The sequence below is a fragment of the Streptomyces sp. NPDC037288 genome, from assembly GCF_055603265.1.
Genome location: NZ_JBVJVY010000007.1, coordinates 239,988 through 263,393 on the forward strand (window position 1 = coordinate 239,988; position 23,406 = coordinate 263,393).

Genomic DNA, 23,406 nt, shown 5'->3' on the forward strand with positions numbered 1-23,406 from the left:
AGTGGCTCCCCCTAGTCTGAAGAAGCACGGGGGCCCCGCCCCTGTCACTTCTCTCAAGAAAGGTGCGGACCGGCGTGGCCGACCGTCTCATCGTCCGTGGCGCGCGCGAGCACAACCTGAAGAATGTCTCGCTCGACCTGCCTCGTGACTCGCTCATCGTCTTCACGGGCCTGTCCGGGTCGGGCAAGTCCTCCCTGGCCTTCGACACGATCTTCGCGGAGGGCCAGCGCCGCTACGTGGAGTCGCTCTCCTCGTACGCCCGGCAGTTCCTCGGCCAGATGGACAAGCCGGACGTGGACTTCATCGAGGGCCTGTCCCCGGCGGTCTCCATCGACCAGAAGTCGACCTCGCGCAACCCGCGCTCGACGGTCGGCACCATCACCGAGGTCTACGACTACCTGCGCCTGCTCTTCGCGCGCATCGGCAAGCCGCACTGCCCCGAGTGCGGCCGTCCGATCTCGCGCCAGTCGCCGCAGGCCATCGTGGACAGGGTCCTGGAGCTGCCGGAGGGGAGCCGCTTCCAGGTGCTGTCGCCGCTCGTGCGCGAGCGCAAGGGCGAGTTCGTCGACCTCTTCGCCGACCTGCAGACCAAGGGCTACTCCCGTGCGCGCGTGGACGGCCAGACCATCCAGCTCTCCGACCCGCCGACGCTGAAGAAGCAGGAGAAGCACACCATCGAGGTGGTCGTGGACCGCCTCACGGTGAAGGAGTCCGCCAAGCGCCGCCTCACCGACTCCGTGGAGACCGCCCTCGGCCTGTCCGGCGGCATGATCGTGCTCGACTTCGTCGACCTCCCCGAGGGAGACCCCGAGCGCGAGCGCATGTACTCCGAGCACCTGTACTGCCCGTACGACGACCTGTCCTTCGAGGAGCTGGAGCCCCGCTCCTTCTCCTTCAACTCGCCCTTCGGCGCCTGCCCCGACTGCACCGGCATCGGCACGCGCATGGAGGTCGACCCCGAACTGATCGTCCCGGACGAGGACAAGTCCCTGGACGAGGGCGCCATCCACCCCTGGTCGCACGGGCACACCAAGGACTACTTCGGCCGCCTGATCGGCGCTCTCGCGGACGCCCTCGGCTTCCGCACGGACATCCCGTTCGCGGGCCTGCCCCAGCGCGCGAAGAAGGCCCTGCTCCACGGCCACAAGACCCAGATCGAGGTCCGGTACCGCAACCGGTACGGCCGTGAGCGTGTGTACACCACGCCTTTCGAGGGCGCGGTGCCGTTCGTGAAGCGCCGGCACAGCGAGGCCGAGAGCGACGCGAGCCGCGAGCGCTTCGAGGGTTACATGCGCGAGGTGCCCTGCCCCTCCTGCGAGGGCACGCGCCTGAAGCCGATCGTCCTCGCGGTCACGATCATGGAGAAGTCGATCGCCGAGGTCTCCGGGATGTCGATCAGCGACTGCGCGGACTTCCTGGGCCGGCTGAAGCTGAACGCCCGCGACAAGAAGATCGCCGAGCGGGTGCTGAAGGAGGTCAACGAACGGCTGCGCTTCCTGGTCGACGTCGGCCTGGACTACCTCTCGCTGAACCGCGCGGCCGGCACGCTCTCCGGCGGCGAGGCCCAGCGCATCCGCCTGGCCACCCAGATCGGCTCCGGTCTCGTCGGCGTCCTGTACGTCCTGGACGAGCCGTCCATCGGTCTGCACCAGCGGGACAACCACCGGCTGATCGAGACCCTGGTCAGGCTGCGCGACATGGGCAACACGCTCATCGTCGTGGAGCACGACGAGGACACCATCAAGGTCGCCGACTGGGTCGTGGACATCGGTCCCGGCGCCGGCGAGCACGGCGGCAAGGTCGTACACAGCGGCTCCCTGAAGGAACTGCTCGCCAACACCGAGTCGCAGACCGGTGCGTACCTCTCGGGCCGCAAGGCGATCCCGCTTCCGGACATCCGCCGTCCCCGCGACCCGTCCCGGCGGCTCACCGTGCACGGCGCCCGCGAGAACAACCTGCAGGACATCGACGTGTCCTTCCCGCTGGGCGTGTTCACGGCCGTCACGGGCGTCTCCGGATCCGGCAAGTCCACGCTGGTCAACGACATCCTCTACACGCACCTGGCCCGTGAGCTGAACGGCGCGCGGAACGTCCCCGGACGGCACACGCGCGTGGACGGCGACGACCTGGTCGACAAGGTCGTGCACGTCGACCAGTCGCCGATCGGCCGCACTCCGCGGTCCAACCCGGCGACGTACACCGGCGTCTTCGACCACATCCGCAAACTGTTCGCCGAGACCACCGAGGCGAAGGTCCGCGGCTACCTGCCCGGCCGCTTCTCCTTCAACGTCAAGGGCGGCCGCTGCGAGAACTGCGCGGGCGACGGCACGATCAAGATCGAGATGAACTTCCTCCCGGACGTCTACGTGCCGTGCGAGGTCTGCCACGGCGCCCGGTACAACCGGGAGACCCTGGAGGTCCACTACAAGGGCAAGTCCATCGCCGACGTGCTGAACATGCCGATCGAGGAGGCCACCGACTTCTTCGAGGCCGTCCCGGCCATCTCCCGGCACCTGAGGACGCTGAAGGACGTCGGCCTCGGCTATGTCCGCCTCGGCCAGTCCGCCACCACCCTCTCCGGCGGTGAGGCCCAGCGCGTGAAGCTGGCCAGCGAACTGCAGAAGCGCTCCACCGGGCGCACGGTCTACGTCCTGGACGAGCCGACCACCGGTCTGCACTTCGAGGACATCAGCAAGCTGCTGACGGTCCTCGGCGGCCTGGTCGACAAGGGCAACACGGTCATCGTCATCGAGCACAACCTCGACGTGATCAAGACCGCCGACTGGATCGTGGACATGGGTCCCGAGGGCGGTGCCGGCGGTGGCCTCGTGGTCGCCGAGGGCACGCCCGAGGAGGTCGCCGGGGTGCCGGCCAGCCACACCGGCAAGTTCCTGCGCGAGATCCTCGGGGCCGACCGCATCAGCGACGCGGACCCGGTGACGGCACCGCGTGCGACCACGGCCAGGAAGACGGCCGCGGCGACGGCGGCGGCGAAGAAGACGGTGACGGCCAGGGCCAACAACACGGCCACCAAGAAGGCCGCCGCGGCCACGAAGAAGACGACGCCCGCGAAGAAGACGACGCGGGCCCGCAAGGCCTGAGGCGGTAGCAGCCAAGGCCTGACACACCAACAAAAAGCGGCGCCCCGCGGGAACTCCCCGCGGGGCGCCGCTCGTTCCCTCATCAGCAACCCCGGATCGAGGTTCGACAGGCCCACGCCGCACGGGTCCGGCCGCACCTTGACAACAGCAGAGAAAGAAGGGGCCGCTCACAGGCCACTCAGCTCGGCCGCGTACGGCGGCTCGGCCCCCGCCCGCGAGCAGGTGATCGCCGCCGCGCGTGCCGCGAAGCGCAGCAGCCGCGTCCAGCCCTGAGTCCCCAGGGCGGCGAGCGCTTCCTCCGACAGCGCGTCCTGCGTGGACAGACCGTGCAGCAGGGCCGCGTTCACCGTGTCACCGGCGCCGATGGTGTCCACCACGGCGACCTTCTCACCCGGAACGGAGTACTCCCCGCCGTCTCGGGTGAACACGGTCAGGCCGTCCCCGCCCCGGGTCACCACGACGGCCGCCGGTCCCGCGGCCAGCCACTCGCGCGGGGTGCCGCCCAGCCACTCGGCATCCTCCGCGGAGAGCTTCAGCAGCGTCACCGAAGGCAGCCAGCTCTTGAAGCGCGCCCGGTAGGCGTCCGCGTCCGGGATCAGCCCCGCCCGGACGTTGGGGTCGAGCGCGGTGAACAGCCCCTGCCCGGCCGCTGTGCGCATCAGCTCCTCATAGGCGCTCGCTCCCGGTTCCAGGACGAGCGAGCAGGTACCGAAGGAGACCGCGCGCGTGCCGGCGGGCAGCGCGGTGGGAGCGGTGAACAGACGGTCGGCGGTGCCGTCGACATAGAAGGAGTACGCGGCCGAGCCACCGTCGTCGACCGTGGCCACCGCCAGAGTCGTCGGCTCCGCCCCGCGCTGCACGCCCGACACATCCACCGCCGCCCGCCGCAGCCCGTCGAGCAGGGCCTCGCCGAAGGCGTCGTACGACGTCCGGGAGCAGAACGCGGTGCGGGAGCCCAGTCGGCCGAGGGCCACGGCGGTGTTGTACGGGCCGCCGCCGAGCGCCGGCTTCAGGTCCGCGAGGGCACCGGAGCCCTGCGGCACCAGGTCGATCAGTGCCTCACCGGCGACGACGATCACGAGGCGGTTCCCTTCTCCGACGGCGTGGATGACGTGGTGTGCCCGGGCTCTTCGGACCGGCCCGGCTCCTCCGGGCACCCGCAGGACGTGCGGTGGACGAACGCACACGGCAGCCGCACCCTCCGGGTCGGCCGGCGCGGCTGGTCCAGACGGCCCAGCAGCAGCTGGACGGCCTGTGCGCCCAGCTCTCTGCTGGGCTGGGCGATGGCGGTGAGCCGGGGCGAGAACAGGTCGGCCCAGGCGAAGTCGTCGAAGCAGCACAAGGCGATGTCGCCCGGGACGCACAGGCCGTGCCGGCGCAGGGCGCGCAGGGCGCCGATGGTCATCGCGTTGTTGGCGGTGACGAGCGCCGTGGGCGGACCGGGCAGGGCGAGGAGGGCGGCCGTGGCCTGTTCGGCAGCCGCCGACTCGGAGTTGCCGGACACGAGGAGCCGTTCGTCGTGGGCCAGGCCGGCGGCGGTGAGGCCGTCCCGGTAGCCGGAGACACGCTCGCTGGTGGTGCTGAGCCCTGGCAGGCCCGCGACCATACCGATCCGACGGTGACCCAGCCCGGCGAGATGGGTGACGAGACGGGCGGTCGGTTCGGCGCTCTCGGCGCAGACCTGGTCGTACCAGGGCGCGCCCTCGCCGGGGGCGGCGCCCGCTGCACCGTCGACAGCGGTTCTGTCGAGCACGTCCGCGTCGATCATCCGGTCCAGGAAGACGGTCGGTACGGCCTGGCGGCGAAGGTAGCCGACCAGATCGTGCGGGTGCGCGGACGGAGTGACGATCATGCCGTCCACCCGGCGTTCGTGGAGGAGCTGCACGACCTTGCGTTCGTGCCCGGGGTCGTCGTGCGGGTCGGCGATGAGCAGGCTGTACCCCGCCTCCAGTGCGGCGGCCTCGACGCCCTGGAGGATCTCCGTGAAGTACGGGTTGCTGATCGCCGATACCGCCAGCCCGATGGAGCGGGTGCGGGAGGTCACCAGGGAGCGGGCCAGTGTGTTGGGGGTGTAGCCGAGAGCGTCGATGGCGTCCAGCACGGCCTGGCGGGTGCGGGGCAGCACCGGGCGGGTGTCGTTCAGGACATGGGAAACGGTCGCCACGGAAACCCCGGCGCTCCGTGCGACGTCCGCCATCGTGGGCATCGCGTTTCCCTTCGTGAGCCGACTGCGCCGACGCAGCGGAACGCACTGCAGGGGCGCATTGCTTAAACCGAGCAGAGCCGCCAGGCCGAACGGCCGTGGGCCCTTCCGGCCGGGACGGTATCCCATCAACCGCCCCCGCGTAAACGCTTGCGCAAGCGTTTACGTCCCCGCTTCGAGCCCGCCGACACCTCCTCGCCCCTCACCACCGCTCCCGACACCTCGCATACGGTCAATGAAGGCCCCCGCTCCAAGGCCGACCGTTGTGCCTGGGTATCGTCGCCCTGCACACCCCTTGAGCAGTGGAGTTTCCAGATGCCTGCCCGCCCCTCCGCCAGCCGCCGTACCGTCCTTCGAGGGGCCGCCGTGGCCCCGGTCGCCGGACTCGGTCTGGCGGCGTGCTCGGCGCCGGGGCAGGGCAGCTCGGCCGCGGCCGCCCCGACCGCGCCGGTCGACCTCGGTGCCGAGAGTGAGGTCTCGAAGGGCGGCGCCAAGCTCTACCGGGATCACAACGTGGTCGTCAGCCGCGACGGGAGCGGTGAGCTGACGGCGTACAGCACCATCTGCACGCACGCGGGATGCCCCATCAACAAGCTGCAGGGCACGACGCTGATCTGCCCCTGTCACGGCAGCCAGTTCGATGCCGTGACGGGCAAGGTGGTCCAGTCACCGGCCACCGAGCCCCTGGTCAAGCTGCCGGTGAAGACCACGAACGGCAGGATCATCGCCGGCCCGGGCGCCTGACCGGCCTGCCGCGACGCCCCGCTCCGACGCCCCGCACCCGCGGCCGTCCGGCGCCGCCGCACAGCTGTCCCGCCCCGCAGCCGCCCGGCGCCGCAGCCCCACCACCCGTTGCCCCGCGCCGCCGATCCGCCCGCCCCTTCCGCGTCTCCGCCGAGCCGGCATCCCCCTCCTTCGCAGTCCGGCGTGACGGATCCCGGCGCCTCGACAGGCCTTCAGCGGGACCCGCAACAGACCCACGGCGCACGACACCCCCGAGGCGACTTCACTCCCACTCCCAGGCAATGCCGACGATCCCCGGACGTATCCGTGGCTCGACCACGTGGACGCAGTGGTGTGGGCCGGTGACCGGCAGGTCGTGCCGGCCACTGCGCGGGGCCGCCGTCGAGTGCTGGGCGAAGCGGTGGCAGCGCATCGGCAGCGCGGCCGCGTCGAACCGCACCTGGAGGGCGTACTGGCCGCCCGGGAAGCCGAAGTGGTGGAGGTACTCGCGGGAGGCCCCGGCCGTGCCGTCCTCGATGCCGTACCGGAAGAGGAAGGTGTCCCCGGAGCGCAGCCGGGTGCCGAAGAGCAGCTCCGCCACCAGCACGCCGGTGTCCTGGTCCCAGCGGACGCGGCCCGTGCGGCAGTTCTCCAGCGCCCGCACCCTGATGTCGTGCGGGCGGCAGCCGGGGTCACCGTGGTGCACGGCGACGAAGCGGTCGACGCCGTCGCGGTGGGCCCGCACGATGTGGTGGGCCTCGCGGCCCGCCAGCTCGCGCCGGGCGCCGATGCGGACGCACTCGTGGTGGCCCAGGGTGCGCAGCCCGCCGTCGAGAGACCAGCCCAGCTCGGCCCGGAGCCGGTCCAGCACGTCCGAGGCCTCGATCAGGGAGCGGTAGGAGCGCACGGCCGGGTGGCCGGTCACCGCGCGCTCGTCGGCCTCGGCGAGCAGCCGGATCAGCGACTCGTCCGGCAGGTGGAGGATCTCCTCCAGTGCCCGTACCGCACGCAACGACTCCGGGCGCTGCGGGCGGCGGGCGCCCTGTTGCCAGTAACTCAGGCTCGTGATGCCGACCTTCACCCCGTGGCGGGACAGATGGTGCTGGACGCGCTGGAGCGGCAGCCCGCGTGCGGCGATCGCGGCGCGCAGCGCCACATGGAAGGGGCCGCCCCGCAGGGCCGTGTCCAGTTCCGCGGTGGGGAGGTGCGCGTGCTCCGTGGCATGCCGCATGCCGTGGCGCCTTTCTGTGAGGTGTCACTACGGCTGGTCAGACCGTCTGAGCGGGTGTGCGGGGCCACCCCCGTGGGCGCCGGTGGGCGCCCGTGACTGCGCACGCCGCGCCCGTACGCGGACGTGCACGGCCCCGAGTTCCCCCGCATTGAAGCGTGTTGACCAGACCCCGACAACACCTGGAACCCGCCACGGCCGCGGCCGGGCGGGTCGCGCGACGGAGCAGAGCAGCCGGCCACGAGCGGTACGCCCCCCGCGGCGTCCGGTGGGCAGATCGGCACGCGACGCAGATCCGGTCCCACCGGTGTCCGGGGCGTCCGGCACATGACCGGTACGGGCCCGCCCCGGTGGGGCACCCAGGGGGCATGTGGACGGCCGGGCGGCACGCGGCTGGCGTTGTCCACAGGCCCGACGCGGTGTCGGCGCTCGCCAGTAGGGTGTGAGACATGGCCGACCCCTCCAGCTACCGCCCCAGGCCGGGTGAGATCCCGGACTCTCCCGGGGTGTACAGGTTCCGTGACGAGCACCGCCGGGTGATCTACGTCGGAAAGGCGAAAAGCCTGCGTCAGCGCCTGGCGAACTACTTCCAGGACCTGGCGAACCTGCACCCGCGCACCCGGACGATGGTGACCACCGCCGCGTCCGTGGAGTGGACCGTGGTGTCCACGGAGGTCGAGGCCCTCCAGCTGGAGTACTCCTGGATCAAGGAGTACGACCCCCGGTTCAACGTCAAGTACCGCGACGACAAGAGCTACCCGTACCTCGCGGTGACGATGAACGAGGAGTTCCCCCGCGTGCAGGTGATGCGCGGTCACAAGAAGAAGGGCGTCCGGTACTTCGGGCCGTACGGGCACGCGTGGGCCATCCGGGACACCGTCGACCTGCTGCTGCGCGTGTTCCCGGTGCGCACCTGCTCGGCCGGCGTGTTCAAGAACGCCGCCCGTACGGGCCGCCCCTGCCTGCTCGGCTACATCGGCAAGTGCTCCGCCCCCTGCGTCGGCCGGATCGGCCCCGAGGACCACCAGGAGCTGGCCGAGGAGTTCTGCGACTTCATGGCCGGCCGCACCGGCACCTACCTCCGCCGTCTGGAGAAGCAGATGATGGAGGCGGCCGAGGAGATGGAGTACGAGCGGGCCGCCCGGTTGCGCGACGACATCGAGGCCCTGAAGAAGGCCATGGAGAAGAACGCCGTCGTGCTCGCCGACGCGACCGACGCCGACCTCATCGCCGTCGCCGAGGACGAGCTGGAGGCGGCCGTGCAGATCTTCCATGTGCGCGGCGGCCGGGTGCGCGGCCAGCGCGGCTGGGTGACCGACAAGGTCGAGGAGATCACCACCGGCGCCCTGGTCGAGCACGCCCTGCAGCAGCTCTACGGCGAGGAGACCGGGGACGCGGTCCCCAAGGAGGTCCTGGTCCCGGCGCTGCCCGAGCCGGTCGAGCCGGTCCAGGAGTGGCTGGCCGGCCGCCGCGGGGCGAACGTCTCCCTGCGCATCCCGCAGCGCGGTGACAAGAAGGCGTTGATGGAGACCGTGCAGCGCAACGCCCAGCAGGCTCTGGCGCTGCACAAGACCAAGCGTGCCTCCGACCTGACCACGCGCTCGCGTGCCCTGGAGGAGATCGCCGACGCCCTCGACCTGGACAGCGCGCCGCTGCGGATCGAGTGCTACGACATCTCGCATCTGCAGGGGGACGACGTGGTCGCCTCCATGGTCGTCTTCGAGGACGGCCTGCAGCGCAAGGGGGAGTACCGCCGCTTCCAGATCAAGGGCTTCGCGGGCCAGGACGACGTCCGCTCCATGCACGAGGTGATCACCCGCCGCTTCCGGCGTTACCTCGCGGAGAAGGAGAAGACGGGGGAGTGGGCCGACGGCGAGGAGACCGCCGTGAACGGCGAGAGCGCCCTTCCCGACGGCGAGCCGCTCACCAGCTCGCTGAAGGACGACGACGGCCGTCCCAGGAAGTTCGCCTACCCGCCGCAGCTGGTCGTCGTGGACGGTGGTCAGCCGCAGGTCGCCGCGGCCCGGCGCGCCCTGGACGAGCTGGGCATCGACGACATCGCCGTCTGCGGCCTCGCTAAACGGCTGGAGGAGGTCTGGGTCCCCACAGAGGACGACCCGGTGGTCCTGCCGCGCACCAGCGAGGGCCTGTATCTGCTCCAGCGCGTGCGGGACGAGGCCCACCGCTTCGCGATCACCTACCAGCGCACCAAGCGTGCCAAGCGCTTCCGGGCGGGCCCCCTGGACGACGTCCCCGGTCTCGGCGAGATGCGCAAGCAGGCGCTCATCAAGCATTTCGGCTCGGTGAAGAAGCTGCGATCCGCGACAATCGAACAGATCCAGGAGGTGCCCGGGATAGGCCGGAAGACGGCCGAGACCATCGCCGTGGCCCTCGCTCAGGCGGCCCCGGCCGCACCCGCCGTGAACACGGCGACTGGAGAGATCATTGATGATGAGGAACCCGATACGACGGCGGGTTCCTCGGGGGAGCCCGTAACCGCGGGCCTCCCGGACGAACGACGGGGGCAGGAGACATGACCGAGCACGACGCACAGCCCACAGCGGAGCGAGATCCGGCCCACGAGGAAGCGGGGCGGGACCAGCCACCGCCCGCGGCCGGCGAGCAGCCCGCGGCGCAGGAAGACGGAGCACAGGTGAGCACGGACGGCACGCCCGCCCAGGCCCCCGAAGCGGCCATCCCCGAGCTGGTGATCATCTCCGGCATGTCCGGAGCGGGACGGTCGACGGCGGCGAAGTGTCTGGAGGACCTCGGCTGGTTCGTCGTGGACAACCTCCCGCCCGCCCTCATCCCCACCATGGTGGAGCTGGGCGCCCGCTCGCAGGGCAACGTGGCGCGGATCGCGGTCGTCGTGGACGTGCGGGGCCGGCGCTTCTTCGACAATCTGCGCGAATCCCTCGCCGATCTGGACACCCGGGGCGTCACCCGGCGCATCGTCTTCCTCGAGTCCTCCGACGACGCCCTGGTACGCCGCTTCGAGTCGGTGCGCCGCCCGCACCCCCTGCAGGGCGACGGCCGCATCGTCGACGGCATCGCCGCCGAGCGAGAGCTGCTGCGCGAGCTGCGCGGAGACGCCGACCTGGTGATCGACACCTCCAGCCTCAACGTGCACGAGCTGCGCGCCAAGATGGACGCCCAGTTCGCCGGCGAGGAGGAGCCCGAGCTGCGGGCCACCGTGATGTCCTTCGGCTTCAAGTACGGCCTGCCCGTCGACGCCGACCTGGTCGCGGACATGCGGTTCCTGCCGAACCCGCACTGGGTCCCGGAGCTGCGCCCGTTCACCGGCCTCAACGAGGAGGTCGCCGCGTACGTCTTCAACCAGCCCGGCGCGAAGGAGTTCCTCGACCGGTACGCCGAACTGCTGCGGCTCATCGCGGCCGGCTACCGGCGCGAGGGCAAGCGGTATGTGACCATCGCCATCGGCTGTACCGGCGGCAAGCACCGCTCGGTCGCGATGTCGGAGAAGCTCGCCGCGCGCCTCGCGGCCGAGGGCGTGGAGACGGTGGTCGTCCACCGGGACATGGGACGGGAATGACGGAACGTACACGGCGGCTCAGCCGGCTGCGCAGGATGGTGCCGGAGGGACGCGCGAGCCGTGCGGCCGCCGAGTCCCGGCCGGCCCGCACCGCCGAGGCCCGGGGCGGCCGGCCCCGCCGCCGGGGCGCACAGCCCAAGGTGGTCGCGCTCGGGGGCGGCATGGGCCTGTCGGCCTCCCTCGCCGCACTGCGCCGGATCACCGGTGACCTCACCGCCGTCGTCACCGTGGCCGACGACGGCGGTTCCAGCGGCCGGCTGCGCGACGAGCTGGGTGTGTTGCCGCCCGGCGACCTGCGCAAGGCGCTGGCCGCGCTGTGCGGTGACGACGACTGGGGCCAGACCTGGGCCCGGGTCATCCAGCACCGCTTCCAGTCCAAGGGGGATCTGCACGAGCACGCGGTCGGCAATCTGCTGATCGTCGCTCTGTGGGAGCAGCTCGGCGACCATGTGCAGGCGCTGGACCTGGTCGGCAAGCTGCTCGGCGCGCACGGGCGCGTGCTGCCCATGTCCGCCGTGCCGCTGGAGCTGCAGGCCCTGGTCAAGGGGCACGATCCCGAGCGCCCGGACGACGTGGACACCGTGCGCGGGCAGGCGACGGTCGCGCTGACGCCCGGCGAGGTCCAGTCGGTGCACCTGGTGCCGCACGACCCGCCGGCCGTGCCCGAGGCCGTGGCGGCGGTCCTGGACGCGGACTGGGTGGTGCTCGGCCCCGGCTCCTGGTTCTCCTCGGTGATCCCGCACCTGCTCGTCCCCGAGCTGCTGGACGCCCTCACGCAGACCAAGGCGCGCAAGGTGCTGTCCCTGAACCTCGCCCCGCAACCGGGAGAAACCGAGGGCTTCTCCCCGCAGCGTCATTTGGAGGTTTTGGGGCGACACGCCCCTAAACTCGCCCTGGACGTGGTGCTGGCCGACGAGGCTGCCGTGCCCGACCGCGACTCGCTCACCGAGGCCGCCAAACGGCTGGGAGCCGCGATCGAGCTGGCACCGGTGGCCCGGACCGACGGATCACCCCGGCATGATCCGGAGCTGTTGGCCGCCGCGTACGACCGTATTTTTCGGATGCATGGAAGGATCGGCCCATGGCGATGACGGCAGCGGTGAAGGACGAGATCTCCCGGCTCCCCGTCACCCGGACCTGCTGCAGGAAGGCGGAGGTCTCCGCCATTCTGCGGTTCGCCGGCGGCCTTCACCTGGTGAGCGGGCGCATCGTGATCGAGGCGGAGCTGGACACCGCGATGGCGGCTCGCCGTCTCAAGCGGGACATCCTGGAGATCTTCGGCCACAGCTCCGAGCTGATCGTGATGGCGCCCGGCGGTCTGCGCCGTGGCTCGCGGTACGTCGTCCGGGTCGTCGCCGGTGGTGACCAGCTGGCCCGCCAGACCGGCCTCGTGGACGGCCGGGGCCGGCCGATCCGCGGCCTGCCCCCGCAGGTGGTCTCCGGGGCCACCTGTGACGCGGAGGCGGCCTGGCGCGGAGCCTTCCTGGCGCACGGTTCGCTGACCGAGCCCGGCCGTTCCTCCTCCCTGGAGGTGACCTGCCCGGGCCCGGAGGCCGCGCTCGCGCTGGTCGGTGCCGCCCGCCGGCTGTCCATCGCCGCCAAGGCACGTGAGGTGCGGACGGTGGACCGGGTCGTCGTCCGGGACGGTGACGCGATCGGGGCGCTGCTGACCCGGCTCGGCGCACACGAGTCCGTGCTGGCCTGGGAGGAGCGCCGGATGCGCCGCGAGGTGCGGGCCACCGCCAACCGGCTCGCCAACTTCGACGACGCCAACCTGCGCCGTTCGGCCCGGGCCGCCGTGGCCGCCGGTGCCCGCGTCCAGCGGGCGCTGGAGATCCTCGGTGACGAGGTCCCCGAGCACCTCGCGGCGGCGGGCCGGCTGCGCATGGAGCACAAGCAGGCCTCCCTGGAGGAGCTGGGCGCGCTCGCCGACCCGCCGCTGACCAAGGACGCGGTCGCGGGCCGTATCCGCCGTCTGCTGGCGATGGCCGACAAGCGCGCCGCCGACCTGGGTATCCCGGGTACGGAGGCGAACCTCAGCGAGGAGCTGGCCGACAACCTGGCCGGCTGACCGACGCGTCCGAAGTCGCCGGTGCCGTACGCCCGTTCGGGTGGTCGGCACCGGCGTTGCGTGTCCGTGAGGCGCTCTTGACTCGATCATGAGGTGACATGAGCCTGGCAACCTGTTCGCCGCTGTGGCGGACCACCGCTAGGGGGGTTCATGAGACACAGAGCGAAATCGATCCTCGCTGTCGGCGCGCTTCTCGTCGGCGGAGCGAGCCTCGCACCCCACGCCCAGGCCCGCAGCGGTGACCCGGCGACGTCCGGCTCGGACGAGGTCAGGGTCTACCGCGCCGACGTCACCCCGCAGCAGATCCCTCTGCTCCTCCGGGCCGGACAGGACGGGCAGGAACTCGGCGAGCAGGTCACCGGACCCGGGAAGACCGAGGTCGAGGTCTACCTCACCGGCAAGCAGGCGGCGACGCTGCGGAAAGAGGGCGTCGACCTCACCGAGCACACCCTGTCGGCGCGGGCACAGGCACGCGTCACGACCGCGTCGCAGGGTGTGTTCCGCCCGTACGGCGGCAGTGGCGGACTGAAGGAGGAGATCCTCCGGACCGCCCGGGACAACCCCGGCCTGACCAAGGTCGAGTCCATCGGAAAGACGATCGACGGCCAGGACATCCTCGCCCTCAAACTCACCAGGAACGCCGGGAAGACGAAGGACGGCTCCAGGCCGTCCGTGCTGTATCTGTCCAACCAGCACGCGCGTGAGTGGATCACGCCCGAGATGACCCGGCGTCTGATGCACTACTACCTGGACAACTACCGGACGGACAAACGCATCCGGAAGATCGTCGACTCGAACGAGCTGTGGTTCGTCATCTCGGCCAACCCCGACGGCTACGACTACACGTTCAAGAACGCCGGAACGCGTCTGTGGCGCAAGAACCTGCGGGACGTCAACGGCGACGGCGTCATCGGCGCGGGCGACGGCGTGGACCTCAACCGCAACTTCCCCTACAAGTGGGGCTACGACGACGAGGGTTCGTCCCCCAACCCCACCAGCGAGACCTACCGCGGCGCGAGCCCGGAGTCGGAGCCCGAGACCAAGGCGCTGGACGGCTTCGAGAAACGCGTCGGGTTCAGATACGCCGTCAACTACCACTCCGCCGCCGAGCTGCTTCTCTACGGTGTCGGCTGGCAGGTCGCCACACCGAGCCCCGACGACGTGCTCTACAAGGCGCTCGCCGGCACCCCTGACCACCCGGCCGTCCCGGGTTACCACTCGCAGCTCTCCTCGGAGCTGTACACCACCAATGGCGAGGCGGACGGGCACGCGTCGAACGTCGACGGCGTCGCGATGTTCACTCCGGAGATGTCGACCTGCCAGACCGCGTCGAACGTCGACCCGGACGACGCATGGAAGCCGGAGGACTGCCCGTCGGAGTTCAGCTTCCCGGACGACGAGAAGCTGATCCGGCAGGAGTTCGCCAAGAACGTCCCGTTCGCGCTCTCCGTCGCCGAGAGCGCCGCGCACCCGGACCGGCCGGCCTCCTCGGTCGGGCTGAGCGCGGCCGACTTCACCCCGGCCGCGTTCTCCACGTCGTACTCCCGGGGCGCGGACCAGGAGGTCTCCGTGGTCGTCCGCAAGGCGGTCCGCGACAAGGAACTGAAGTACCGCGTCAACGGCGGCCGCGTCCTCGACCGGGCGCTGCGGCACTGGAAGGGCGGCACGACCTACGGCGGCGCGGACGACCTGTACTTCGACGAGTACCGGGCCGAGGTGCACGGCGGCGAGCCGGGCGACAAGGTCGAGGTGTGGTTCACCGGCGAGACGAAGAGCGGCAGGAAGGTCTCCAGCTCCCCCTTCACGTACACCGTCGCCGAGCGGCCCAGGGCCGACACACTCGTCGTCGCCGAGGAGGGGACGACGGCCACGCAGTCACGGAAGTACGTCGACGCGCTCAAGGCGGCCGGGCACCGGGCGATCGTGTGGGACGTGGCGACGCAAGGGGTGCCGGACGCGCTCGGTGTGCTGAAGCACTTCAGGACGGTCGTGCACTACTCCGGCGCGAACGGCCCCGCGAACGCCACCCAGCTGCAGCTGCGCGCCTACCTCAACGAGGGCGGCAGACTGATCGAGGCCGGTGAGCTGGCCGGCGGCAGCGTCAGACTCGGCGACGGCAGCCTCTCGGACGACTTCAGTCAGTACTACCTGGGCGCCTACAGCCGGACCTCGGCCAAGGGGGCCACCGGCTTCACCGGCTCCGGCGCCCTGGACGGCTACACCGGCGCCCTCGGCGACGCGCCCGGCAACCCGCTCGACAAGGCCGGCACCTACGGCGTGACCTCCGACGAGCTTCCGGTGGCCAGGTACCCGCAGTTCAAGAGCGCGGGGGCGGGCCGGTTCGCCGGGGCCGTCAACCCCTACGGGCCGTACTCCGGTTCGTACATGGCCGCCGCCGTGCACACCGACGACGCCTACAAGCGCCTCACCCGCACCATCGACCTCACCGGCGTCAGCGCCGCCGACAAGCCGGTCCTGACCACCCGGCTGCTGTGGGACACCGAGCCGGGCTACGACCACGCGGTGATCGAGGCGCACACCGTGGGCGCGGACGACTGGACGACCCTGCCCGAGTCCGGCGGCGCCACCAGTACGGCCGTGCCGTCCGACTGCGGGGACGGGTTCCTGATCGCCGAGCATCCATGGCTGAAGCACTACCTGGCACTCGCGGACAAGGCCTGCACCGCGAGGGGTGCGACCGGCTCCTGGAACAGCCTCACCGGCAGCTCCGGTGGCTGGCGGCAGCTCACCTTCGACCTGAGCGCCTACGCAGGGAAGTCCGTCGAGGTCTCGGTCAGCTACATCACCGACCCCGGCACCGGCGGACACGGAGTCCTCGCCGACGACGCCTCGCTCGTCGTCGGCGGCACGGCCAGGGAGACCGAGGGATTCGAGTCGTCCCTGGGCGCCTGGCACGTGGCCGGACCGCCCGCGGGCAGCCCGGCCGTCCTGAGGGAGTGGGCGCGCACCGGGGCGCTCTTCCAGACGTACGGAGCGGTCACCACGCACGACACCGTGCTGCTCGGTTTCGGCCTGGAGCAGGTGTCGTCGGCGGCCGATCGGGCAGCCCTGGTGAGGAAGGCGTTCGTGGCGCTCGGCACGTGAGGGCCGCCACGTTGACAGATCCCGCTCATCTTGTTCCAACAGGTGAGCGGGAGCCCTCTCAAGGGTGCGCGGAAGGGGCCCTGATCAAGTGAGCCGACCCGCTCACGAACGAGTGAAGACAGCGCAAAAACCGCCCGGCATTCCATGCTAAATGCGGGCGAATCCACTGCCGTTCCGGGGCGGTCCGTACCCCTACTGGCGGGTAAGGAACGCCTGCCCGTGTATGCGCCATCTCGATGTCACTCCGGGGCTCTCCGGGAGGTAGGGTCGGTGGTGGTCGGGGACATCCCAAACAGAGCTCGCCGGCACCGCATGGCCGGCGTACCAACGAGGAGATCGGTTCGTGACGATCCGCGTAGGCATCAACGGCTTCGGCCGCATCGGGCGTAACTACTTCCGCGCGCTGCTGGAGCAGGGGGCGGACATCGAGGTTGTGGCTGTCAACGACCTGGGTGACACCGCGACCACCGCTCACCTGCTCAAGTACGACACGATCCTGGGCCGCCTCAAGCAGGAGGTCTCCCACACCGCCGACACCATCACCGTGGACGGCCACACCATCAAGGTGCTCTCCGAGCGCAACCCGGCCGACATCCCCTGGGGTGAGCTGGGCGTCGACATCGTCATCGAGTCGACCGGCATCTTCACCAAGAAGGAGGACGCCGCCAAGCACATCGCCGGCGGCGCCAAGAAGGTCCTCATCTCGGCTCCGGCCAAGGACGAGGACATCACCATCGTGATGGGCGTCAACCAGGACAAGTACGACCCGGCGAACCACCACGTCATCTCCAACGCCTCCTGCACCACCAACTGTGTGGCGCCGATGGCGAAGGTCCTCGACGAGAACTTCGGCATCGTCAAGGGTCTGATGACGACGGTGCACGCGTACACGAACGACCAGCGCATCCTGGACTTCCCGCACAAGGACCTGCGCCGCGCCCGTGCCGCCGCCGAGAACATCATCCCGACCACCACCGGTGCCGCCAAGGCCACCGCCCTGGTCCTGCCGCAGCTCAAGGGCAAGCTGGACGGTATCGCCATGCGCGTCCCGGTCCCGACCGGCTCGGTCACCGACCTCGTCGTCGAGCTCGGCCGCGAGGTCACCAAGGAAGAGGTCAACGCCGCCTTCCAGAAGGCCGCCGAGGGTGAGCTGAAGGGCCTCCTCGACTACACCGAGGACCAGATCGTCTCCTCGGACATCGTCAACGCCCCGGCGTCCTGCACCTTCGACTCCTCCCTGACCATGGTCCAGGAGGGCAAGAACGTGAAGGTCATCGGCTGGTACGACAACGAGTGGGGATACTCCAACCGCCTCGTCGACCTCACGGTCTTCGTCGGCAACCAGCTCTGATCGCAGCAGGACCTCGCAGTGAGACCAGGGCCCGGGCAGCGCGTCGCCGCGCTGTCCGGGCCCTGTCCCGCGTACGGACCACGTCCTTCTACGATCAGGTGCACCACGAGCCCTCCCCAGGAGTCCACTCAATGAAGACGATCGACGAACTTCTCGCCGCCGGCGTGAGCGGCAAGCGGGTCTTCGTCCGCGCCGACCTCAACGTGCCGCTGGCCAGCGGCACCATCACCGACGACGGCCGTATCCGTGCCGTCCTGCCCACCGTCAAGGCGCTCGCGGACGCGGGCGCCAAGGTGGTCGTCGCCTCGCACCTGGGCCGCCCCAAGGGTGCCCCGGACCCCGCCTTCTCCCTCGCTCCGGCCGCCTCCCGCCTGGGTGAACTCCTCGGCTCCGCCGTGGCCTTCGCGACCGACACCGTCGGCCGGTCCGCCCAGGACACGGTCGCGGGCCTCGTCGACGGCCACGTCGCCGTCCTGGAGAACCTGCGCTTCAACCCCGGTGAGACCAGCAAGGACGACGCCGAGCGCGGCGCGTTCGCCGACCAGCTGGCCGCCCTCGCCGACGTCTACGCCAGTGACGGCTTCGGCGCCGTGCACCGGGGGCACGCCTCGGTCTACGACCTGGCGAAGAAGCTGCCGCACTACGCCGGCTACCTCATCGCCACCGAGGTCGGCGTCCTGAAGCAGCTCACCGAGGACGTCAAGCGCCCCTACGTGGTCGCGCTCGGCGGCGCCAAGGTCTCCGACAAGCTCGCCGTCATCGACAAGCTGCTCGCCAAGGCCGACCGGCTGCTCATCGGCGGCGGCATGGCCTACACCTTCCTCAAGGCCAAGGGCTACGAGGTCGGCATCTCCCTCCTGCAGGAGGACCAGATCCCGGCCGTCACCGAGTACATGCAGCGCGCCGAGCAGCAGGGCGTCGAGCTGGTACTCCCCGTCGACGTCCTGGTCTCCCGGGAGTTCCCGGACCTGAAGACCAAGGCGCCGGCCGACTACACCGTGGTCGACGCGGACAAGATCCCCGCCGACCAGGAGGGCCTGGACATCGGCCCGAAGACCCGAGCGCTGTACGCCTCGAAGCTCGCCGACGCCGAGACCGTGTTCTGGAACGGTCCCATGGGCGTCTTCGAGCACCCCGACTATGCCGAGGGCACCAGGGCGGTCGCCCAGGCCCTCGTCGACTCGAACGGGTTCACCGTCGTCGGCGGCGGTGACTCCGCCGCGGCCGTGCGTACGCTCGGCTTCGACGAGAACGCATTCGGCCACATCTCGACCGGTGGCGGCGCCTCCCTCGAATACCTCGAGGGCAAGACGCTCCCCGGCCTCGCCGCACTGGAGGACTGACCCTTGGCAGCATCGATTTCTTCTGGCCGCACGCCGATCATGGCGGGCAACTGGAAGATGAACCTCAACCACCTCGAGGCCATCGCGCACGTCCAGAAGCTCGCCTTCGCCCTGGCCGACAAGGACTACGAGGCCGTCGAGGTCGCCGTCCTGCCGCCCTTCACCGACCTGCGCTCCGTGCAGACCCTGGTCGACGGCGACAAGCTCAAGATCAAGTACGGCTCCCAGGACATCTCGCAGCACGACTCCGGTGCCTACACCGGTGAGATCTCCGGCCCGATGCTGGCCAAGCTGAAGTGCAGCTACGTGGTCATCGGCCACTCCGAGCGCCGCCAGTACCACAACGAGACCGACGAGCTCGTCAACGCCAAGGTCAAGGCCGCCTACAAGCACGGCCTGACCCCCATCCTGTGCGTCGGCGAGGAACTGGCCGTCCGCGAGGCGGGCAACCACGTCACCCACACCCTCGCCCAGGTCGAGGGCGGTCTGAAGGACCTCCCGGCCGAGCAGGCCGAGACCGTCGTCATCGCCTACGAGCCCGTCTGGGCCATCGGCACCGGCAAGGTCTGCGGCGCCGAGGACGCCCAGGAGGTCTGCGCCGCCATCCGCGCCAAGATCGCCGAGCTGTACACCCAGGACGTGGCCGACAAGGTCCGCATCCAGTACGGCGGCTCCGTGAAGTCGGGCAACGTCGCCGAGATCATGGCCCAGGCCGACATCGACGGCGCCCTGGTCGGCGGTGCCTCGCTGGACGCCGACGAGTTCGTCAAGATCGTGCGTTTCCGCGATCAGTGACACGAGCTGTGAGTAGGCGGTAGCGGCGATACGTCGTACCCTTGCGGGGGCACAGCCGGGATGCTGTGCCCCCGTCGTCCATCCGAATCCGAGGAAGTTGGTCCAGCCGTGGTTTTGGGGTTCTCGATCGCCCTGATCGTCTTCAGCCTGCTGCTGATGCTGCTGGTGCTGATGCACAAGGGGAAGGGCGGCGGCCTCTCCGACATGTTCGGTGGCGGCATGCAGTCCTCCGTCGGCGGCTCCTCGGTCGCCGAGCGCAACCTGGACCGGATCACCATCGTGATCGGTGTGCTGTGGTTCGCGTCCATCATCGTCCTGGGCATGCTGATGAAGACGAAGAGCTGACGCCCGCGCAGCACACATATCACGCATATTCGGTATGTAAGGCCCCATGTTCGGTACGCGCTCCTGAGCGCGGCCTATCATGGGGCTTGCGTCTATGAGCGGGGACCTTGTAACTCCAATCACTGGACGCGCGTTGGGCCTTACGTAGACTGAGGCGCTCGCAGCGAAGCGAAACGCCGACTCACTTCGCGGCACCATCACGCAGGGAGTTACGACCGTGGCAAGTGGCAACGCGATCCGAGGAAGCCGGGTCGGGGCGGGGCCGATGGGCGAGGCCGAGCGCGGCGAGTCCGCGCCGCGTCTGCGCATCTCCTTCTGGTGCTCCAACGGGCACGAGACGCAGCCGAGCTTCGCCAGCGACGCGCAGGTTCCCGACACCTGGGACTGTCCGCGCTGCGGCTTCCCGGCCGGCCAGGACCGGGACAACCCGCCGGACCCGCCCCGCACCGAGCCGTACAAGACGCACCTCGCGTACGTACGGGAGCGGCGCAGCGACGCGGACGGCGAGGCGATCCTCGCCGAGGCGCTCGCCAAACTGCGGGGAGAGATCTAGCACTTGACACCGGCCGGGCGCCTTGAGGCGCCTGGCCGGAGCCGTCTCGGCCCGCTCGCGGCCAGCCCGTTGTCAGTGGCACCCTCTACGGTTTTTCGTGAAGGCGAGAACCGTGAGGGGGAGTTGTGACGGCGGTCGAAACGGGGGAGAGGCATGCGCCCGTGTGGCGCGGAGGGTTCGCGCGCTCGTGGAGCGCCGCCGTGCTGTCCGGCTTCGGTGCCGCGCTGCGTACGGCCGCGCTGCCGCTGCTCGCAGCCTCGCTGTTGCTCGGCGGCGCCGTGGCCACGGCCTGGGGGCGGAACACCCCGGCCCTGCTCACCGCCGCCTTCTTCGTCCTGTCCGTCACCGTGCTGATACCGGCCCGCAAGCCGGACGTACCTGTTGTTGCGCCGGACGGCGGCGTCACGACGGCTCGCGCCGCGCGGTGATCAATTAGGTTGGAACAGCTGGGACAGGCACGAAAGAAGGCGGAAGTCGGAAATGAACGCAGACGGCCGTACCAGGCTCAACCAGACGCCCGAATGGGCCGCTCTCGCCAAACACCGGGAGGAGCTGGCCGACACCCACCTGAGGGAACTGTTCGCCGCCGATCCCGGGCGCGGTGCGGGATACACGCTCCAGGCCGGCGATCTGTACCTCGACTACTCGAAGCACCTGGTCACCGACGAGACGCTGCGGCTGCTGCGCGAGCTGGCCGCCGCCACGGACGTGTTCGGCCTCCGGGACGCCATGTTCCGCGGAGAGAAGATCAACGTCACCGAGAACCGCGCGGTACTGCACACCGCGCTGCGCGCCCCGCGCGACGCGGTGATCGAGGTCGACGGGCAGAACGTGGTGCCGGCCGTGCACGCCGTGCTCGACAGGATGAGCGACTTCGCCGACCGCGTCCGCTCCGGCAGCTGGACCGGCCACACCGGCAAGCGCATCAAGAACGTGATCAACGTCGGCATCGGCGGCTCCGACCTGGGCCCCGCGATGGCCCACGAGGTGCTGCGCAGCTTCACCGACCGCGAGCTGACCGTCCGCTTCGTCTCCAACGTGGACGGTGCCGACCTGCACGAGGCCACCCGGGACCTGGATGCGGCCGAGACGCTGTTCATCGTCGCCTCGAAGACCTTCACCACCATCGAGACGATCACCAACGCCACCTCCGCCCGTACCTGGCTGCTGGACGCGCTCGGTGACGACAGCGCGGTGGCCAAGCACTTCGTCGCCCTGTCCACGAACGCCGAGAAGGTCGCCGAGTTCGGCATCGACCCGGCCAACATGTTCGAGTTCTGGGACTGGGTCGGCGGCCGGTACTCGTACGACTCGGCGATCGGCCTGTCGCTGATGATCGCCATCGGCCCCGACCGGTTCCGGGAGATGCTCGACGGCTTCCGGCTGATCGACGACCACTTCCGCACCGCCCCCGCCGAGGCCAACGCCCCGCTGCTGCTCGGCCTGCTGGGCGTCTGGTACGGCAACTTCCACGACGCCCAGTCGCACGCGGTGCTGCCGTACAGCCACTACCTGTCGAAGTTCACCGCCTACCTCCAGCAGCTGGACATGGAGTCCAACGGCAAGTACGTGGCGCGGGACGGCAGGCAGGTCGACTGGCAGACCGGGCCGGTCGTCTGGGGCACGCCCGGCACCAACGGGCAGCACGCCTACTACCAGTTGATCCACCAGGGCACCAAGCTGATCCCGGCGGACTTCATCGGCTTCGCCGAGCCGGTGGCCGAGCTGAGCGGTGAACTGAAGGCGCAGCATGATCTGCTGATGGCCAACTTCTTCGCCCAGACCCAGGCGCTCGCCTTCGGCAAGACCGCCGAGGAGGTGCGCGCGGAGGGCGTCCCGGAGGAGCTGGTCGCGCACAAGACCTTCCAGGGCAACCGGCCGACGACGACCATCCTGGCGAAGGAACTCACCCCGTCCGTCCTCGGCCAGCTGATTGCCCTGTACGAGCACAAGGTGTTCGTGCAGGGCGCGGTGTGGAACATCGACTCCTTCGACCAGTGGGGCGTGGAGCTGGGCAAGGTCCTCGCCAGGCGGGTCGAGCCGGCCCTCACCGAGGGAGCCGAGGTCCCAGGCCTTGACGCCTCGACCAAGGCGCTGGTGGCGACGTACCGGGAGCTGCGCGGCCGGGCCTGACCCGCCCGTGCTGATCCGTCGTCCGAGCCGTCGTGGTGACCCTTTTGTGCGTTCTCTTTGCAGATCCCTTAAGGTTCGGGTGATCTTCAGGGGAGGAAGGCACATGGTGCACAGAGGGTTCGCCGCGGCGGTCGCGGCGGCCGTCGTCGGGGCGTCGGCGGTCGGTTGCGGCAGCGGCCACCAGCCGGCGGAGTCCAAGGACGACGGGCCTGCGGCCAAGGGAAGGGCCGAGGCCACGGGCCCGGCCCGGCCGGGCTACTCCGGGCTGGCGGAGATGCCGGAGCGGCTGGGGAAGGACGGCACGACCATCACGGTCGGGGACCCGGCCGCCCCGGTGGCCGTGCACCTGTACGAGGACCCGCGGTGCCCCGTGTGCAAGGAGTTCGAGACCACCGGCGGCGCCCCGCAGCTGCGCGCGGCGACCGTCCGGCGGGAGACGAGGACCCAGTACACCCTCGCCTCCTTCCTGGACGACCGGCTCACCGGTTCCGGGTCCGAAAAGGCGGTCAACGCCCTGCGGGCCGCGCTGGACAAGGGCAGGTTCGCCGAATACCACGACGTGCTCTACGCCCACCAGCCCGCCGAGAGCGTCGACGGCTTCACCGACGCGTATCTGCTGAAGCTGGCCGGGCAGGTCCCCGGACTGCGCGGGCCGGACTTCGACACGGCCGTGAAGACCATGAAGTACCGCGCGTTCGTGACCCGGTCGCAGAAGGCGTACGAGGACGCGGGCGGAGCGCAGGACCCCAAGGGCCCGGGCACCCCCACGGCCGACATCAACGACGTACGCGTCCCCGCCGAGTACAACGCCGTGCTGTTCGACGGTGACGCCTTCTCCGGTCTGCTCGCCAAGATCCGGGCCCACCCCGAGCAGTGGCATTAGCCGACTCCCTGGCCTCCGT

18 protein-coding genes are annotated in these 23,406 nt (G+C 70.3%); 15 read left to right on the forward strand and 3 right to left on the reverse strand.

Annotated elements, in window-relative coordinates; genetic code table 11:
- Positions 1-74: 74 nt before the first annotated feature.
- The gene (gene uvrA / locus ACZ7GZ_RS11510; protein WP_471023001.1) at positions 75-3,101 is read left to right on the forward strand and encodes an excinuclease ABC subunit UvrA; all 3,027 of its coding nucleotides are present in this window, start codon (positions 75-77) and stop codon (positions 3,099-3,101) included.
- Between the two features lie 167 nt (positions 3,102-3,268).
- On the opposite strand, the gene ACZ7GZ_RS11515 is transcribed toward uvrA, so the two are convergent.
- Both ACZ7GZ_RS11515 and ACZ7GZ_RS11520 read right to left on the reverse strand, forming a co-directional pair.
- Positions 3,269-4,180 carry a carbohydrate kinase family protein gene (locus ACZ7GZ_RS11515; protein ID WP_471023003.1) on the reverse strand — a complete coding sequence of 304 codons (912 nt, stop codon included), beginning with the start codon at positions 4,178-4,180 and terminating at the stop codon, positions 3,269-3,271.
- Positions 4,177-5,307, reverse strand: coding sequence for a LacI family DNA-binding transcriptional regulator (locus ACZ7GZ_RS11520; protein ID WP_471023006.1), 1,131 nt, complete (start codon positions 5,305-5,307; stop codon positions 4,177-4,179). Before ACZ7GZ_RS11520 ends, ACZ7GZ_RS11515 begins: the two co-directional genes overlap by 4 nt.
- 312 nt (positions 5,308-5,619) lie before the next feature.
- Here ACZ7GZ_RS11520 and ACZ7GZ_RS11525 point away from each other — a divergent pair, with 312 nt between their 5' ends.
- Positions 5,620-6,048: a Rieske (2Fe-2S) protein gene (locus ACZ7GZ_RS11525; protein ID WP_471023007.1), complete on the forward strand. Its 429-nt coding sequence runs from the start codon at positions 5,620-5,622 to the stop codon at positions 6,046-6,048.
- Between the two features lie 262 nt (positions 6,049-6,310).
- Here the strand turns inward: ACZ7GZ_RS11525 and ACZ7GZ_RS11530 are convergent, their stop codons facing one another.
- Positions 6,311-7,258 carry a hypothetical protein gene (locus tag ACZ7GZ_RS11530; protein WP_471023010.1) on the reverse strand — a complete coding sequence of 316 codons (948 nt, stop codon included), beginning with the start codon at positions 7,256-7,258 and terminating at the stop codon, positions 6,311-6,313.
- Positions 7,259-7,704: 446 nt separating this feature from the next.
- On the opposite strand from ACZ7GZ_RS11530, the gene uvrC reads away from it, so the two are divergent.
- The 13 genes from uvrC to ACZ7GZ_RS11595 all read left to right on the forward strand — a co-directional run bounded on the left by uvrC (position 7,705) and on the right by ACZ7GZ_RS11595 (position 23,387).
- Positions 7,705-9,792, forward strand: a complete 2,088-nt coding sequence (gene uvrC, locus ACZ7GZ_RS11535; protein ID WP_471023012.1) for an excinuclease ABC subunit UvrC — start codon at positions 7,705-7,707, stop codon at positions 9,790-9,792.
- Positions 9,789-10,808: an RNase adapter RapZ gene (gene rapZ, locus ACZ7GZ_RS11540; RefSeq protein ID WP_471023014.1), complete on the forward strand. Its 1,020-nt coding sequence runs from the start codon at positions 9,789-9,791 to the stop codon at positions 10,806-10,808. Before uvrC ends, rapZ begins: the two co-directional genes overlap by 4 nt.
- Complete coding sequence (locus ACZ7GZ_RS11545; RefSeq protein ID WP_471023015.1) at positions 10,805-11,899, forward strand: gluconeogenesis factor YvcK family protein; 1,095 nt, start codon at positions 10,805-10,807, stop codon at positions 11,897-11,899. The genes rapZ and ACZ7GZ_RS11545 overlap by 4 nt, the downstream gene beginning before the upstream one ends.
- Positions 11,890-12,879: a DNA-binding protein WhiA gene (whiA, locus tag ACZ7GZ_RS11550; RefSeq protein WP_031166139.1), complete on the forward strand. Its 990-nt coding sequence runs from the start codon at positions 11,890-11,892 to the stop codon at positions 12,877-12,879. The genes ACZ7GZ_RS11545 and whiA overlap by 10 nt, the downstream gene beginning before the upstream one ends.
- 150 nt (positions 12,880-13,029) lie before the next feature.
- On the forward strand, positions 13,030-15,984 hold the full coding sequence (locus tag ACZ7GZ_RS11555; protein ID WP_471023016.1) for a M14 family metallopeptidase: 2,955 nt from the start codon (positions 13,030-13,032) through the stop codon (positions 15,982-15,984).
- A gap of 343 nt (positions 15,985-16,327) precedes the next feature.
- Entirely contained in the window at positions 16,328-17,335 is a 1,008-nt protein-coding gene (gene gap, locus ACZ7GZ_RS11560; protein WP_358639930.1) for a type I glyceraldehyde-3-phosphate dehydrogenase, read from the forward strand.
- A 131-nt stretch (positions 17,336-17,466) separates the two neighbouring features.
- On the forward strand, positions 17,467-18,678 hold the full coding sequence (locus tag ACZ7GZ_RS11565; RefSeq protein ID WP_471023020.1) for a phosphoglycerate kinase: 1,212 nt from the start codon (positions 17,467-17,469) through the stop codon (positions 18,676-18,678).
- A gap of 39 nt (positions 18,679-18,717) precedes the next feature.
- Positions 18,718-19,473 carry a triose-phosphate isomerase gene (gene tpiA / locus ACZ7GZ_RS11570; protein WP_471023149.1) on the forward strand — a complete coding sequence of 252 codons (756 nt, stop codon included), beginning with the start codon at positions 18,718-18,720 and terminating at the stop codon, positions 19,471-19,473.
- Positions 19,474-19,581: 108 nt separating this feature from the next.
- The gene (gene secG, locus ACZ7GZ_RS11575; protein ID WP_471023023.1) at positions 19,582-19,818 is read left to right on the forward strand and encodes a preprotein translocase subunit SecG; all 237 of its coding nucleotides are present in this window, start codon (positions 19,582-19,584) and stop codon (positions 19,816-19,818) included.
- A 217-nt stretch (positions 19,819-20,035) separates the two neighbouring features.
- Complete coding sequence (locus tag ACZ7GZ_RS11580) at positions 20,036-20,371, forward strand: RNA polymerase-binding protein RbpA (RefSeq protein ID WP_003957010.1); 336 nt, start codon at positions 20,036-20,038, stop codon at positions 20,369-20,371.
- Positions 20,372-20,496: 125 nt separating this feature from the next.
- Positions 20,497-20,799 (forward strand): hypothetical protein, encoded by a 303-nt coding sequence (locus ACZ7GZ_RS11585; RefSeq protein WP_471023025.1) that lies wholly within the window; start codon positions 20,497-20,499, stop codon positions 20,797-20,799.
- 52 nt (positions 20,800-20,851) lie between these two features.
- Complete coding sequence (gene pgi / locus ACZ7GZ_RS11590; protein ID WP_471023028.1) at positions 20,852-22,504, forward strand: glucose-6-phosphate isomerase; 1,653 nt, start codon at positions 20,852-20,854, stop codon at positions 22,502-22,504.
- Positions 22,505-22,607: 103 nt separating this feature from the next.
- On the forward strand, positions 22,608-23,387 hold the full coding sequence (locus tag ACZ7GZ_RS11595; RefSeq protein WP_471023030.1) for a DsbA family protein: 780 nt from the start codon (positions 22,608-22,610) through the stop codon (positions 23,385-23,387).
- Positions 23,388-23,406: the final 19 nt, after the last annotated feature.